This window comes from Apilactobacillus micheneri (genome assembly GCF_002993975.1).
Taxonomy (GTDB): domain Bacteria; phylum Bacillota; class Bacilli; order Lactobacillales; family Lactobacillaceae; genus Apilactobacillus; species Apilactobacillus micheneri.
This window is the reverse complement of sequence record NZ_POSO01000001.1, coordinates 280,726-295,807: the sequence shown is the minus strand read 5'-3', so window position 1 is coordinate 295,807 and position 15,082 is coordinate 280,726. Positions and strand designations below refer to the sequence as shown.

Below are 15,082 nucleotides of genomic sequence, written 5' to 3'. Positions count from 1 at the left end.
AACTTATAACATTATCTTACGAAAAAATAACGAAATTTCAATATTTTTAACATTTATCCCTTTTTAATGTTATAATTCATTACATAAACATAAGGGAAGCGATAATAATGGATTTAGCTAGTACATCATTCGTATTTTTATCAAGTATTTTGGTATTATTTATGACTCCAGGTTTAGCATTTTTCTATGGAGGACTGGTTTCAAAGAAAAATGTAGTTAACACGATGCTGTCAGTTTTTATTATTACTGGTTTGGCAATCTTATTATGGATTATTTTAGGTTATAGTTTATCTTTTTCTGGTAATATTGGAGGATTTATTGGGAACTTATCAAATCCTTTGATGCATGGAATTGACTTAAAGACTTTGATGCCTAATAAAATTCCAACCAGTGTTTATGCTATTTTTGAAATGATGTTTGCGGTGATTACCCCAGCGTTATTTGTTGGATCTGTTGTTGGACGCATCCATTTTAAATTTCTATTGGTTTTTATTATATTATGGTCAATCGTTTTATATTATCCAATGGTACATATGGTTTGGTCACCAAATGGTATTTTAGCAAAATTAGGAACTTTAGATTTTGCTGGGGGGACCGTTGTTCATATTAATGCGGGAATTACTGCTTTAATTTTATCTATCTTTTTAGGTAAGCGAATGAAAGGCAATCGCCATGCCCATCATTATAATTTACCTTGGGTTTTATTGGGTACGACTATTTTATGGATTGGATGGTATGGATTTAATGCTGGATCTGCATTAGCAGTTAACAATGTTGCGATGCAAGCAACTATGACAACAACGGTTGCAACAGCCACTTCAATGCTTGTTTGGATGCTATTAGATATGTATTTTGTCGGTAAACCACAATTAGATGGCGTATGTACTGGAACATTATGTGGATTAGTGGGTATTACTCCAGCTGCCGGTTTTGTCACTATTACAGGTTCATTTGTGATTGGGATTGTAGCTACATTTGCTAGTTATTTATTTGTAAATTATTTGAAGCCTAAAATTGGGGTAGATGATGTTTTAGATGCTTTTGGTTGCCACGGAGTTAGCGGAATTGTTGGTAGCATTTTAACCGGATTTTTAGCTACTAAATCAGTTAACTCGGCCGTAACTACCAATGGTTTATTTTATGGTGGTGGTTTCCATATGGTATTTATTCAACTAATTGCTACATTTGGCACTATTATTTTTGTTGTAATTGCCTGTTCAATTATTATTTCTTTATTAAGATTAGTTATGCCAATGCGTGTAACTAAGCAGGAAGAAATGCGTGGCCTAGATCAATCTGAACATGGTGAAAACGCAGACTATACAGTTTCAATTAATGATCGAGCATTTAATAAAAATAAAGATATTGAAGTTAATGCTAATGAATTTAAAGGGCAAGTTGGACATTTAAATAATCCCAATTTACCAAAAGATTAACAAAAAAGATGATTTCTTCTTGAAATCATCTTTTTATTTATCATCATCTAAATCCAAATTTAAACTTTCTTGATATTCATTATTTTTATTTTCTGTATTATTGTTATCTTTGCCATGCAAATAGCCATTAATTAATTGGAAAATTTCATAACGATCATGATGAGTCAATGTTTGATCATTAAATGTTATTTTATTTTCACTCATTAAAACAGTCTCTAAATTGACATGTTGAATTGATGTTCTACCAATTAAGTAGTCCATGCTAACATTAAAATATGAAGATAATTTTTTGATTTCTAAATATGATGGCGACCTAACACCACGTTCCCAATTACCAATTTGGGCAGGGGTATTATGATGTTTACTATCCTTTGAATACTTATTCAAGTTTTCTGCCAATTGTTTTAAACTAATTTTTTGGCCTTTTCTTAATGCTTTTAATCTTATTGGAAACAACTGAATCACCTCTAATAATAGTATAACTTAAAATAATAAATCCTGTTAGATAGTTGTATTTTAGTAATATGCAACATATAATCAAAATAATATTAAATTAAATGGAGTGGTTTGATTTGGGTAAAAAAATAAAAATTTTCTTAACTACTTTAGGCATATTCTTTTTCCTATTGTGTTTTGGCTTTTTGGGAGCTGGACTATATTTCTATCATGTGGCAGTAGTTCCAGGAAAGAAGAATTTCTTGAAGGACAAAAAAATATCTAAATCATCACCACTTTATCCAGGTGATCAGTGGTATAAATCAGCTAAAAAATATCGTTGGACCCAAATGTCGACAACTGATCATCTAAAACTAGTTGCTAACTATTTACCAGCTGATAAACCCACAAAGAAAACGGTAGTCATTGCACATGGATATATGGGAAATAAAGAGCTAATGGCTCCATATGCTTATATCTTTCATCAAATGGGATACAATGTTTTAACTCCTGATAGTCGTGGCCATGGTCAAAGTCAAGGTAATTACGTAGGATATGGTTGGCCCGATCGTATGGATTATATCAAATGGATGCGTCGAATAATTGAAGAAAATGGTAAGGATTCTCAATTGATTATGTTTGGAGTTAGCATGGGGGGTGCTACTACCATGATGGTATCTGGTGAAAAATCTGTACCATCTCAATTGAAGGCTTATATTGAAGACTGTGGGTACACTAGTGCTTCAGATGAAATTAATCATGAAGCAAAACAGTTATATCATTTATCAGATTTCCCTAGATGGCCATTAGTACCAATTTTAAGTGGTATTACCCATATTAGAGCTGGTTATAGTTTGTATACAGCTTCTGCCTTGAAACAAGTTAAAAAGAATCATAAACCAATGTTATTTATTCATGGATCTAAAGATAATTTTGTACCTACTAGAATGGTTTATCCTGTTTACAATGCAACCAAGGGACCTAAAAAACTATTATTAGTTAAAAATGCTCCACATGCGGCATCTTATCAAACTAATCCAGAATTATATGTTAAAACAATCAAATCTTTCTTAGATCGTTATTTTAACTAATATAGATAAGCTATAATTGATTTTATAGCTTATTTTTTATAAAATTATTGTTTATTATTATAAAAAAAGGGTTTTAAAATGTTATGATAATAAGAGTATATAGATACTTTAAATTAAATTTAATATAAAAAGTAATTAATAATTTTAGAAAGGGGGGATGCCATTTTGGTTGGTTTATTATTTGCGTTATTTTTGTCATTAGGAATTATCGCTGGTGTATTTATCAATAAATTTAAAATGAATAATGAAATAAATAATGCACAAATAAAGGCAAAATACTATCTTGAAGATGATAATCGCAAAGTTGAAGAATATTGTAATAATATCGCTAATAAAGAAAAGCATGATATTGATCAATATATTAAGACTTCTAATGATGAAATTGACACACAAAAATATGAAAATGAGACTCGTAATCAACGTCTTGATCAACATGAAGAATTTTTAGATCAAATGAAAGAACGTTTACTAGGGTTTTCCAACGACTTAAATAATCGTAAGTCACAACAAGATGCACTGGCTTCAGATGTTGATAAGACTTTAGATAATGCCCATGATATTTTAAATCAACGGCATGCTAAACTTGAACAAATTAGTGATTTTAATTTTGATCAAGCTCGTGATTATGTATTAGTAAATACTAAGCAAAAGTTAAAACGAGAAATGGATATTGAAGTTAAGTATCAATTGGCTGAAAGTAAGGTTTCTGCTAATAAACGAGCTAACTCATTATTAATTGAATCAATTCAACGTGGTGCTCGTGATGAACCCAAGACACACATTGAAAGAAATATAGTTTTACCAAATGGCGATCTAAAAGCTAAGTTAATTGGAAGAGACGAACAACATATTCGACTATTAGAATCGTTGACGGGAACTGAATTAATATTTGATGATGAAAATTTGCTATTATTGCATATTGTTACTCATGACGCCTTTCGTCGTGAAATTGTTCGTACAACCATCGAAAACTTAATTATTTCTCGCCAATTTACTAATAGTAATATTGAAAACCAAGTTAATGTTTCAACACAAAATGTACATGCTGGTTTGCGTGAAACTGGTGAAAATGTTGTTCGTTCATTAAAAGTGGGATTAATGCATCCTGATTTAATGAAGATTATTGGAAAACTAAAATTTAGAACTAGTTATGGGCAAAATGTTTTATATCATTCAATTGAGGTTGCTCAAATCACTGGTGTGTTAGCTGCTGAATTGGGAATGAATGTTAAATTAGCCAAACGCGCAGGTTTGTTGCACGATATTGGAAAAGCCATTGACCACGAAGTTGATGGGACGCATGTTGAGTTAGGAGTTAAATTGACTAAAGCATTTGATGAAGATCCCGTTGTTGTTAATGCAATTGCTTCTCATCATGGGGATGTCGAGCCAACTAATGCCATTTCCATTTTAGTAGCAACTGCGGATTCAATGTCAGGAGCTAGACCTGGTGCTAGAAGTGAATCAATTGAAGAATATGTTACTCGTTTAAGAAATCTTGAAAATATTGCTAATCAACATAAAGGTGTTAAAGATAGTTATGCTATTCAAGCTGGTCGTGAGATTAGAATTATTGTTAATCCAGAAATTCTGAATGATGACAAGAGTAAAGCACTTACTCAACATGTTAGAGATCAGATTCAAGATGAATTAACTTATCCTGGTAAAATTAAAGTGACAGCTATTCGTTCATTAAAAGCAGTTCAATATGTTGGAAAACGCAAAAAACAGTATTCAAGTAGTAAATAAAAAATAACCTCTAGATTTTTCTAGAGGTTATTTTTTATGGTTCATAAATCACTTTAAAGTTATGATTGTTTTTGGCTTTAATATTTTTATGATTTCTTAAATAATCAGCGATTAATTGACTCATCATACGACCATCTTTTTTGATAATTTTACTAGCATTAAACATTGTAAAATTACCACCACCAACAGCTCGATAAATATTTAAAGCAATTTTTAGTTTTTGATCACTAACAACTGGTTTGCCATGATACAGTAATTTTGTAACACGTTGACCAAATGGTTTGGCAACATTGATTACATAGTCAATTCCTTCATACATATCATAGTTATAATGCTTAGCTTTAGGGAAAATATAATCATGATTAATGGTTATATTTCCATTTTCAGCTGTAAAATATTTGGCACTAGTTTCAATAGCAGCTTTTAAATCAGCACCGGTTATTTCTAACACAGCTAGTGTATTTGGATAGACATAATTAGTTATAATATTACGCATCGTGATTGGGTTCTCAAATCCATGCGCTTCATTGTTAAAGAGAGCAGTAGCTGAAATATCAACACCCATAGTTGTCATTTGAATTTCTTGGATAAATTGAATAAAACTATTTTTATTTAAACGAACATTAAAAGAATCATTAAACTCCATATTACCTTGAATATTTGCCATCGGTTCATCTAACCAATTATTAATTTGATTTTGTGTAGGTAATAATGTTTTAGCAATTTCGTTATCTATTTTATAGTCTTTTGTTTCGATTAATTCGGCATTACTATTTTTTACAAAATATTTGCCGTCTTTTTGATCAATATCTAGTTCAATGTGTCCCACATATTCACCACGATGACCTACTTGGATGATTGGAACATTGAATAGGTGGCCAGCAATTTTGCGATGTTGGTGACCAGTAACGATGGCATCAATACCATCAATGTTAGACAAAATTTCGTAGGTTTCGTTTTCGCCATTTAGTTCTTCAGTGGGATTGCCAAATTCATCTTTTTCAATACCACCGTGATAAACAATAACATTTAAGTCGGTTTGTTTACGCATTTCAGGAATGTATTTTTTAGCAGTATCAGCTGCTGATAAAAATGTTAGACCCTTTAGATTATCGGGATTTTCCCATTTGGTAGTACCTTGAGTGGTTAAGCCTAAAAAGCCAATTTTAATACCATTGATATTCTTAATTGCATATGGTTTACCAAGTGGATGATTATTGTGCTCGTCGATAATATTAGCACATAAAAATTGGCGGTCAGATTCTTTAATTGCTTTATGTAAATAATCCAATCCATAATTAAATTCATGGTTACCTAAAACTCCAAAATCATAATCCATCATATTGAAGGTATTACTAATTTGAGAGGGTGAAGGTTGCTTTTTAACTTTAGCTATAAAATACGCTAAAGGCGATCCTTCTATAAAGTCACCATTGTCGATAGTTACAGTATTTTCCATTTTTTCTTTTTGGTCTTTAAAGCAAGATGCGCATCTTAAAAGCCCAAAAGGTTTATTATCTTTTAAATTTACATAGTTAGTAGGGAATAAGAATCCGTGAGTATCACTAGTTGCTAAAATGTTAATTTTCATTCTTTTTCACTCCCGTATATATTCCGTTCATTTATTGAAATTATAATCTTATTTTATGATTGTGTAAATTTATAATATGTTTTTAAATGCTGTTGATTTCTAATTCTATTGTGTTAGCATAAAAGTAGTTATGAATATTTACTATTAGTAAGTATTTATAATTAGATATACTTGTTTTTTCGTTAATTAAGCGATTTTAGAGGTGATAGATATGTTGAATCTTTATGTTGCACCAAGTAGTGCTTCAAGTCGTAAAGCCAGAGCTTGGTTAAAAGCTCATAATATCTCATTTAAGGAAAGAAACATCAATTCTAATCCATTAAATGCAGACGAAGTAAAACAAATTCTTCGTTTAACTGAAAATGGTAGTGAAGATATTATTTCAACTCGTTCCAAAATATTTAAGAAATTAAACATTGATTTTGATAGTCTATCATTATCAAAATTAGTTGATTTAGTTGTTAAATATCCAGATTTAATTAAGCGCCCTATCGTGTTTGATAACAAGCGTCTAGAAGTTGGTTATAACGAAGAAGAAATTCGTCGTTTCTTACCACGTTCTATTCGCGAAACTGAATTGAAGGAACTCGAATCACAACTCGAAGCTTAAGCTTGATTTTTAGAGTATACGGCATTAATTCATATTTGAATTAATGCTTTTTTTGTATAGAATGGTATTAACAGGGGAGATGAATTTTATGATACAAATGATTGCGTTAGATTTAGATAATACCTTATTAAATTCACATAAAGAAATTAGCCCAAAAAATGAAGATATTTTGAAAAGACTACATAGCCAAGGCATTAAAATTGTTTTATGTACTGGGCGTCCAATTAATGCAGTGTGGCCATATATTGAACAATTAGGATTAACAGAAGGACAAGACTACACCATTACCTTTAATGGAGCAATGGTTATTAGAAATCGTGATAAGCACTTACTATTCAAAAAAGGCTTAAAATTAAAAGATTTTGATTTGGTGCATAACTTTGCTAAAGAGAACGATTTACCATTAGATATTTTAGATTTTGAAAAAGTATATGAATTAACAGACTTAGTTAAGTCTACTTATAAAGAAGTTTTAAATTCTGATTTAGAATTTATTAATGCTAAATTTGATGACCTATCTGATAAGGAATATAGTAAAGCCATTATGTCAGAACAATCAGCTAAATTGGATTGGGCTCGTGACCATATGCCTGAAGAGGTGCAAAATAATTATCATATCGTACGTTCACAACCTAAGATTATGGAATTTATTCAAAACGGTATGAATAAATCAGTTGGCTTAGAACAATTATTGAAACATTTTGACTTAGATTTTGATAATCTAATGTCATTTGGTGATGCGGAAAACGATATTGAAATGTTAAAAGCGGCACAATTAGGGATAGTAATGGACAATGCTAATGATGATATTAAAGCAATTGGTGATGATGTGACATTGAATCATGATCAAGATGGTGTTGCTGCTTATTTAGAAAAATATTTTAAAGACTAAATAAAAAAGTTTCCTACTAATTATTTTATAGTAGGAAACTTTTTTATTATTTATTATCAGCGAATAATTTAGTTAAGTATTGCATAAATGTTTTTAGATAACGTTTGTCATCAACTTGAATTGCTGCTTGGTCTGAAGGATTAGGATCATCTAACTTAGCGGTGTCACCAGTAGTACGACCATAATTTTCTTCACCATGATGTACAATCATATCAAGATCCAATGTTTGAACAAAGGTAGGATCACAAGCAACACCAACTGCTAGCGGATCATGAAGTGAACAACCGCCTAATTCAGGATACATTTCATCATAAATGCCAATGTAATAATCAACAATGTCAGCAAATTTTTCGCCAGCTGTTGTACCTAAATCACGCCATTGTTGAGTTTCTTTTTTAGTTAATAATGTTCTTAATGTAACATCTAAACCAACCATAGTAACGGGAACTTTGTTAGTAAAGACTTCATTTGCAGCTTCAGCATCTTGGTTGATGTTTGCTTCAGCAGCATCTGAAACATTACCGGGAACGGTTAAAGCACCACCCATTAAAGTAACATGACCAATTAAATCACTAATTTCAGGGTCTTTACGGAGTGCTGCTGCCAAATTGGTTAATGGACCAGTAGGAATAATAGTTAAATCTTTGCCATATTTATGTGCAGCATCAATCATAAAATCAACACCAGATTCTTTTTCTACTGAACGGCTACTTTCTGGTAATTGAACTTCACCAATTCCATTTTTACCATGAATGTGAGCTGAAACAGGCATTACATCAAAATGATCACTTGTTTGTGAATGACTTTCACCTTCAAATACTGGCACATCATTTGCACCTAGTAAATCAAGGATCTGTAATGAATTTTTAGCCGCTTGTTCAACAACTACATTTCCATAAGAATTAACGATACCAACTAAGTCAGCATCAGGTGCAGCGACAGCATAAGCAATAGCCATTGCATCGTCTACACCAGTATCTAAATCAAGAATTAATTTCTTTTTTGCCATAATGAAAAACCCTCCCAAGTTTTTTTGCCCCTCATGAAATTATTTTTTCATGAACATTTTTCATTTATAAACTCATTATATTGCTAAAAACTGAAAAAATAAACCATTTTAATACAATTTATTTAATAAACTATTTTAAATCCGAACAATAAAAAAGACTGAAGCATATATCTTCAGTCTTTTTATTATAATTTAGGGTGTTTGTTAAACAAGAATTCAGCAATCGTCTTATCAAGGCTAGGGTTTTCATGAAGCATTGAATGTTCTGCTGAAAGTGGATCAGCTCGATAGAGATAGAATTGATAACTCTTAACATATGGAGATACCAATTTGCCCATAGGCTTAACAATATTTACGGCTTCTTCACCATCAGTACCAACATTATAAATTTCACCAGCAATGTTTAATACATGTAAAGTACGAGGTAAATTCTTAACACGTTTATCATTTGGATCATAATCATTAGCGATACTTACAAATTTATTAGCCTCTGGAGCATTCTTTTGATGTGGATGCTTTACCATATATTCATAGGCAATTGTTCCACCAGATGAATGTCCTAAGAAGTTTACTGATTTAATGTTGTATTTATCATGTAGGTATGACATTACATTAACCATTTGATCAGCTTGTTTTTCAGGATGGGTATTATCTTGGAAAATTAATTGCACTAATGGGTTATCTTTCTTAATCTTTTTAACATATTGTTTCATGGTAGAAACTTTACCATCATTAGATATATAAATACGTAATGAACGTTTAGCAATTCCATGATCATTAAATTGGTTTATGAAATCATCAGTAGAAACGGCATTTCCACCATAACCAGGGATGAAAATGGTTGCGGTTCTGCTTTTTTCGACTTTAACGTCATTTAAGACGCGTCCTCTAAAAACCCAAAGGGTAGATGTAATAAACGCAATTGCTTCTAGAAACAAAACAATTCCGATGATAATCTTTCTTTTTCTTCTGCTGTGCATAAGTGCTCTTCCTTTGCTAAAGTATAACTATATGGTACATAATATATTAAATAACACCAAAATAAAAGGAGTTAATTTAAAATGACAGATTCAACTTATGATATCACAATTATTGGCGGTGGTCCTGTTGGAATGTTTGCAGGTTTATATGCTGGTTTAAGAGATGCTAAGTTTCAAATTATTGAAAGCTTATCTGAATTAGGTGGCCAAGTAAATGCTCTTTATCCAGAAAAAACTTTATTAGATATTCCTGGCCAAGCAGCTATTAAAGGTCGTGATTTGGTAAGTAATTTGCAAAGCCAACTAGATACAATGAATGGTGATATTAAATTAAATGAGACGGTTACCAATGTAGTCAAAGATGAAAATATGTTTAATATTACTACCAATAAAGGTAATAGTAAATCGAAAGCCATTATTATTGCAGTAGGGAACGGGGCATTTAATCCGCGTAAATTAATGGCAGATGGTGCCGATGATTTTGAAGGCAAACAACTATTTTATACTGCTAAAGATATTCAACAATTCAAAGATAAGACAGTTTTAGTTGCTGGAGGTGGCGATTCAGCAATTGATCAAGCTTTAATGTTAGAAAAGACTGCCAAAAAAGTCTACTTACTTCACCGTCGTAATGAGTTTAGAGGATTAGAACATATGGTGGATTTATTGAAAAAATCTTCTGTTGAATTAATTACCCCATATTTAATTAAACAATTGAAAGCTGCTGATAATGACCAAGTTACAGTTGTTGCTAAAAAGATGAAGACCGATAATGATTTTAAAAATATTAACGTTGATAAAATTTTAGTAAATTATGGTTTTATTTCTAACAACAAAGATATGGAAGGTTGGAATTTAGACCTAGAAAAAGATCATCATGCTACTAAAGTTAACCCAACTTTAGAAACCAACATTCATAATATATATTCAGTAGGTGATCAAGCCAAATATAATGGTAAACAAACTATTATCGCCACTGGCTTTGGAGAAGTTCCTATTGCAGTTAATGCAATCATGAATGATTTATATCCTGATAATCATACTCCAATTCATAGTACTCAGCTAACCAATGATTAGTTTTTATTTTTAGTGTTCCTTTTTTGAGGAGCACTTTTTTTATTGACGTTTTTTTGTAGATAGTTAACTTGTTTGGTTAATTCTTCAATTTGTGTACTTAGTTTATCAATTTTGTCGTCAGTTGCGTCACTACTATCATGAGTGAAAAAATCAGTAATGGTAGATGTTAATAAACCAATAAAACCAACCCCACCGAACATTAGGAATACGGCGATACACCTACCGCCACCAGTTTGAGGGGCAATATCACCATAACCAACAGTGGTAGCAGTTGTAATTGCCCACCACAAAGAAGTGGATAGATTATAATGTTCAAAAAATGCAAAAATTAATGCACTTAAAATTAAAATTACAATACTGACAGAAAATAGATAAATAAATCCAGTATCATATATAAAACGATGTAACCCGCCAGTAAATTTACCATCCCAGCCAAATTTCCAAAAGATATTGTAATATCTTACGATTCTTATCACTCGGTATAAGCGAAAAATTACAAAAATGGGATGTGCTGGAATCAATGATATTAAGTCCAAAGCAGTATCTAAAAGAAATTGCTTTTTATTTTTTGCCATAAAGAATCCAGTTACATAATCTATGATATAAAATATCCAAATACCATAATATATTTTGAATAAAAGTCCATGGTAAATATTAATAACATTAAAATAATCAAATATGACAAGCAAAACAGATACAATTGCTAGCGTAACAATAAAAATACTATATAATAATTCAATCTTTTTGTTTTTAAATCTTTTCATTTTTAGCGCTCACTTATTACTATAAATTTATTACAGTCATTTTAGAATAAAAATTATAAAATTCAAATAAAAAAGCGAACACTTATGATTAAAATGTTCGCTTTTATTTAATTATCAAGGTCTTGCTTTTTGTTATTTAACTTAGAATTTCCATTAGTATAATGTTTTAATTCCGGGGCATCAGTTTTATACAATGCTTTAGTAGAATGATTCTTATTTTGACTAAAGATACTAGTGGATTTTTTACCTAGTTCGGTTTCCTTACCTTTTTCTTTTTGTAATCCATTGGTGTAATTATAATCACTAGGATTTATTGGTGTAAATCCACTTGGATTGTAAAAACGTAGTAAGTTTTGTTCATTTAATTCATCTGAAAACGATAATTCAGTATTTACACGTGCTTGCATTTTATTAAAAATTCGTCTTTGATTAGGGGATGGTTGTAATTCTTTACCAGTCTTATTGCTGTAAATAGTACCACCAATTGAAGTATATTTAGTACTTACCCAATCTCGATTTCTAAATGCAACAATTGTGTCATGTTCTTTTGAGAACAAGTCAGTTCCAAATTGAACATAATTCTTAGTATTAATACCTAATAAATGTAATAAAGTAGGCAGCACATCAATTTCACCACCATAAGTATGGTCAACATAACCACCTTTTTTGCCAGGAATATTAAACATCAATGGGACTCTTTGTAATTGTGCATTATCAAAATCATTCCAATTATCAGGATTTTTACCAATAACTTTGGCTAAATTAGGATTTTCAGAATTTGAAATACCATAATGATCACCATAAAGCATAATGATAGATTTTTTCAATAAGCCGACCTTATTAAGATAACTATAAAATTCTTTAATAGATTGATCTAAATAATGAGCAGTTTTAAAGTAATTATCAACACTGCTATCACCAGTGTTAGTAGTCTTAAATTTAGAATCTTCATTATCCAAAGTATAAGGGAAGTGATTGGTAACAGTTATATACTTAGCATAAAAAGGTTGTTGTAATCTTTGCAGGTATTTTACTGAGTCTTTAAATAATAACTTATCTTTTAATCCATAGCCAAGTGATTTATCACCAGAAGTATCATAGTAACTAGAATCAAAGAAATATTGGTATCCCATATTTTTGTAAACACTGTTACGATTCCAAAAACTGGCAACATTTCCATGAAATACGGCACTAGAATAATTTTTTTGTTGTTTTAAAATAGCTGGAGCTGCCTGGAAAATATTATCACTACCAAATTGGGTGAATAATGATCCTTGTGGTAACCCAAATGTACTGGTTTCTAGCATATTCTCAGCATCTGATGTTTTTCCTTGACCAACTTGATGGAAGAAATTATCGAATGAATAAGTGGACTTATTTTTGTATAAACTGTTTAAAAAGGGAGTAACTTCTTTACCATTAATCTTTTTATTAATTAAGAATTGCTGAAAACTCTCTAAATGAATTACAAAAACATTCTTGCCTTTAGCCATACCAAACATTTTGTTATTAGGAGCAGCATAATGTTTACGTGTATATTTTAAAACATCATCCATTTCTGACTTAGTAGCCATTGCTCTTAAATCATTATTATGTTGTTGTTTAATAGCATCATACATAGTGAAAGAGTCAATTCCTAAATATTTTACTATGTAAGTTCGATCAAAAGTTCTTGTTAGCAGTTGGGGTCTATCCATTTCACCCAGTGATAAATTTACAGTAAACAATAGGATAGATAATGAAGTGATTGTGAATGATCCCTTAAAACCAATATTCCTTTTGTCGATTTTAATGAATCTAAATAACATCAATAATATAACTAATACTATGTCTAACCAGAAGAAAATATCATGGGGCATAGTTAAAGCTAAAGAAGAACCACTTAGTCCTTGATTTACTTTAGAATAACCGGTCATAGTACTAATCGTCATAAAATCAGTGAATTCACGGAAATATATAACGTTTAAATACAATAATAGAGTATTTACGATATCTAGGATTAATATAATAGGATAGAATAAACGACTTGGCTTGATATACATTGCAATACCAAATAAAAAGGCAGTTGTTGCAATAGGGTTTATCAAAGCCACTATGAATTCAAAAGGACTATTTAATCCTAACTGAAAATCATAAAAATATGCGTATATAGTTTTTAGCCAAAAAAGAAATAACAACAGACTAAAGAATCCCAGTCTAGTACTTAATTTTTGACGAATATAATTCATCGCTTTCAATTTTATAGCTCCTTTGATAATTCATAATAGTTTTAATATTAACAGACAAATAAAAAAATGACATTCTTTTATTTAATCTAAATTTCAGTATCTACTATATATAGATTTTTTTATTTTTGAAATCTATATATAGTTGAAATTTATATAATTTGTTGTAAAATAAAAGTTAGTTATTAGGGGAGGTTTATTTAGACAATGCAAGCAAAAAAGAAACTTGATATTCAATTGAATGATGGCAAAATCATTCAATTTGTGCCTGATATGATTCATAAAGATTTATTATCTTTAACGAATAATCAAGAAATTGTTTATCGAACTGAACGTTTGATTTTGGTACAATTAGCCTCCTACAATTTAATAAAATTACATGAATTAAGAATGATTATTTATCGAACCTTAGACCAATTAAGATATCACAAAATTGCTTCTAAGTATTATCATGAGGAGCTAAGTTAATATATCTATTAAAAAAGATGTTTCCCAATTTAGGAAACATCTTTTTTAATTATAAACATTTTAGAGATTTTTAATCGTCGACATGACCATAACCGACAACGTTCCACCAAGGAGCTTTGATGCTTTCTTTAACAACACCACGGTTTTGTGCATCAATCATTTTACCGTGACCAATATACATACCTACGTGATAGATACTTGCAGTTGAACCACCGATAAATACTAAGTCACCTTTTTGTAAGTTATTACGTGAAACCTTAGTTGAAGCATTGTATTGAGCTTGAGCAGTTCTTGGTAATCTAACACCTAGAGAATTCTTATAAACATAGCCTGTAAATCCTGAACAATCAAATGCATTGGATCCAGTTGCACCATATATGTATGGACTACCTAATTTTGATTTGGCAACTGTATAGACTTGTTTAAAATTATCATTTGCATCTGCATGTACATTGTTGTTGCTGATTGCTGACCCCATAAATAATAGTGAAGTAAATGCAATCATGGTCATTGCTAACTTTGTAAAATACTTTTTCATCTCTAAAAATGTCCTCCTCGTTTATTTGTACTTATAATAATAGTAAAAGAATGTTGCAAAAGTGTAACAAAGCAGTTTCATTCCGATTAAATCATGCAATTAATAGTGTAATAAAGTTATTTTTGTTGTTTAATATTAATTGTGATATAAAAATTAATGAAACTAAACAAAAATTATGCTAAATTAATAAATGGTTTCATAATTATATTATTGCAAT

General features: G+C 30.5%; 14 protein-coding genes. 7 read left to right on the top strand and 7 right to left on the bottom strand.

What is annotated here, in order from left to right; translation table 11 throughout:
- The first annotated feature begins 107 nt into the window (after nt 1-107).
- The gene (locus C7N41_RS01525; protein ID WP_105963970.1) at nt 108-1,436 is read left to right on the top strand and encodes an ammonium transporter; all 1,329 of its coding nucleotides are present in this window, start codon (nt 108-110) and stop codon (nt 1,434-1,436) included.
- 33 nt (nt 1,437-1,469) lie between these two features.
- Here C7N41_RS01525 and C7N41_RS01520 read toward each other — a convergent pair whose 3' ends face one another.
- The gene (locus C7N41_RS01520; protein ID WP_105963969.1) at nt 1,470-1,892 is read right to left on the bottom strand and encodes a helix-turn-helix domain-containing protein; all 423 of its coding nucleotides are present in this window, start codon (nt 1,890-1,892) and stop codon (nt 1,470-1,472) included.
- A 101-nt stretch (nt 1,893-1,993) separates the two neighbouring features.
- Here C7N41_RS01520 and C7N41_RS01515 point away from each other — a divergent pair, with 101 nt between their 5' ends.
- Together C7N41_RS01515 and rny are read left to right on the top strand one after the other, a co-directional pair.
- Nucleotides 1,994-2,962, top strand: coding sequence for an alpha/beta hydrolase (locus C7N41_RS01515; RefSeq protein ID WP_105963968.1), 969 nt, complete (start codon nt 1,994-1,996; stop codon nt 2,960-2,962).
- A 165-nt stretch (nt 2,963-3,127) separates the two neighbouring features.
- Nucleotides 3,128-4,711 carry a ribonuclease Y gene (gene rny, locus C7N41_RS01510; RefSeq protein WP_225362834.1) on the top strand — a complete coding sequence of 528 codons (1,584 nt, stop codon included), beginning with the start codon at nt 3,128-3,130 and terminating at the stop codon, nt 4,709-4,711.
- 34 nt (nt 4,712-4,745) lie between these two features.
- Here rny and C7N41_RS01505 read toward each other — a convergent pair whose 3' ends face one another.
- Nucleotides 4,746-6,302 carry a bifunctional metallophosphatase/5'-nucleotidase gene (locus C7N41_RS01505; protein WP_105963967.1) on the bottom strand — a complete coding sequence of 519 codons (1,557 nt, stop codon included), beginning with the start codon at nt 6,300-6,302 and terminating at the stop codon, nt 4,746-4,748.
- Nucleotides 6,303-6,513: 211 nt separating this feature from the next.
- Between C7N41_RS01505 and spx the strand changes: the two genes are divergently transcribed.
- Nucleotides 6,514-6,912, top strand: a complete 399-nt coding sequence (spx, locus tag C7N41_RS01500) for a transcriptional regulator Spx (protein ID WP_105963966.1) — start codon at nt 6,514-6,516, stop codon at nt 6,910-6,912.
- Nucleotides 6,913-7,000: 88 nt separating this feature from the next.
- Nucleotides 7,001-7,804, top strand: coding sequence for a Cof-type HAD-IIB family hydrolase (locus C7N41_RS01495; protein WP_105963965.1), 804 nt, complete (start codon nt 7,001-7,003; stop codon nt 7,802-7,804).
- 46 nt (nt 7,805-7,850) lie between these two features.
- On the opposite strand, the gene C7N41_RS01490 is transcribed toward C7N41_RS01495, so the two are convergent.
- Nucleotides 7,851-8,813 (bottom strand): nucleoside hydrolase, encoded by a 963-nt coding sequence (locus C7N41_RS01490; protein ID WP_105963964.1) that lies wholly within the window; start codon nt 8,811-8,813, stop codon nt 7,851-7,853.
- 185 nt (nt 8,814-8,998) lie between these two features.
- Nucleotides 8,999-9,793 carry an alpha/beta hydrolase gene (locus C7N41_RS01485; RefSeq protein ID WP_105963963.1) on the bottom strand — a complete coding sequence of 265 codons (795 nt, stop codon included), beginning with the start codon at nt 9,791-9,793 and terminating at the stop codon, nt 8,999-9,001.
- 81 nt (nt 9,794-9,874) lie between these two features.
- Here C7N41_RS01485 and C7N41_RS01480 point away from each other — a divergent pair, with 81 nt between their 5' ends.
- Entirely contained in the window at nt 9,875-10,870 is a 996-nt protein-coding gene (locus C7N41_RS01480) for an NAD(P)/FAD-dependent oxidoreductase (protein ID WP_105963962.1), read from the top strand.
- Here the strand turns inward: C7N41_RS01480 and C7N41_RS01475 are convergent.
- Together C7N41_RS01475 and C7N41_RS01470 are read right to left on the bottom strand one after the other, a co-directional pair.
- Nucleotides 10,867-11,634 carry a potassium channel family protein gene (locus C7N41_RS01475; protein ID WP_105963961.1) on the bottom strand — a complete coding sequence of 256 codons (768 nt, stop codon included), beginning with the start codon at nt 11,632-11,634 and terminating at the stop codon, nt 10,867-10,869. The two genes, C7N41_RS01480 and C7N41_RS01475, sit on opposite strands and share 4 nt — an antisense overlap.
- A 107-nt stretch (nt 11,635-11,741) precedes the next feature.
- Nucleotides 11,742-13,862, bottom strand: a complete 2,121-nt coding sequence (locus C7N41_RS01470; RefSeq protein ID WP_105964080.1) for an LTA synthase family protein — start codon at nt 13,860-13,862, stop codon at nt 11,742-11,744.
- A gap of 204 nt (nt 13,863-14,066) precedes the next feature.
- Here C7N41_RS01470 and C7N41_RS01465 point away from each other — a divergent pair, with 204 nt between their 5' ends.
- Nucleotides 14,067-14,327, top strand: coding sequence for a hypothetical protein (locus tag C7N41_RS01465; RefSeq protein WP_105963960.1), 261 nt, complete (start codon nt 14,067-14,069; stop codon nt 14,325-14,327).
- Between the two features lie 70 nt (nt 14,328-14,397).
- On the opposite strand, the gene C7N41_RS01460 is transcribed toward C7N41_RS01465, so the two are convergent.
- Complete coding sequence (locus C7N41_RS01460) at nt 14,398-14,865, bottom strand: C40 family peptidase (protein ID WP_105963959.1); 468 nt, start codon at nt 14,863-14,865, stop codon at nt 14,398-14,400.
- Nucleotides 14,866-15,082 lie beyond the last annotated feature (217 nt).

Bases quoted from the DNA above. Each gene is read 5' to 3' on its own strand.
- spx (WP_105963966.1), top strand. From the start codon at position 6,514: ATGTTGAATCTTTATGTTGCACCAAGTAGTGCTTCAAGTCGTAAAGCC.
- C7N41_RS01495 (WP_105963965.1), top strand. From the start codon at position 7,001: ATGATACAAATGATTGCGTTAGATTTAGATAATACCTTATTAAATTCA.
- C7N41_RS01475 (WP_105963961.1), bottom strand. From the start codon at position 11,634: ATGAAAAGATTTAAAAACAAAAAGATTGAATTATTATATAGTATTTTT.
- C7N41_RS01480 (WP_105963962.1), top strand. From the start codon at position 9,875: ATGACAGATTCAACTTATGATATCACAATTATTGGCGGTGGTCCTGTT.
- C7N41_RS01470 (WP_105964080.1), bottom strand. From the start codon at position 13,862: ATGAATTATATTCGTCAAAAATTAAGTACTAGACTGGGATTCTTTAGT.
- C7N41_RS01485 (WP_105963963.1), bottom strand. From the start codon at position 9,793: ATGCACAGCAGAAGAAAAAGAAAGATTATCATCGGAATTGTTTTGTTT.
- C7N41_RS01505 (WP_105963967.1), bottom strand. From the start codon at position 6,302: ATGAAAATTAACATTTTAGCAACTAGTGATACTCACGGATTCTTATTC.
- C7N41_RS01515 (WP_105963968.1), top strand. From the start codon at position 1,994: ATGGAGTGGTTTGATTTGGGTAAAAAAATAAAAATTTTCTTAACTACT.
- C7N41_RS01490 (WP_105963964.1), bottom strand. From the start codon at position 8,813: ATGGCAAAAAAGAAATTAATTCTTGATTTAGATACTGGTGTAGACGAT.
- C7N41_RS01525 (WP_105963970.1), top strand. From the start codon at position 108: ATGGATTTAGCTAGTACATCATTCGTATTTTTATCAAGTATTTTGGTA.
- C7N41_RS01460 (WP_105963959.1), bottom strand. From the start codon at position 14,865: ATGAAAAAGTATTTTACAAAGTTAGCAATGACCATGATTGCATTTACT.
- C7N41_RS01465 (WP_105963960.1), top strand. From the start codon at position 14,067: ATGCAAGCAAAAAAGAAACTTGATATTCAATTGAATGATGGCAAAATC.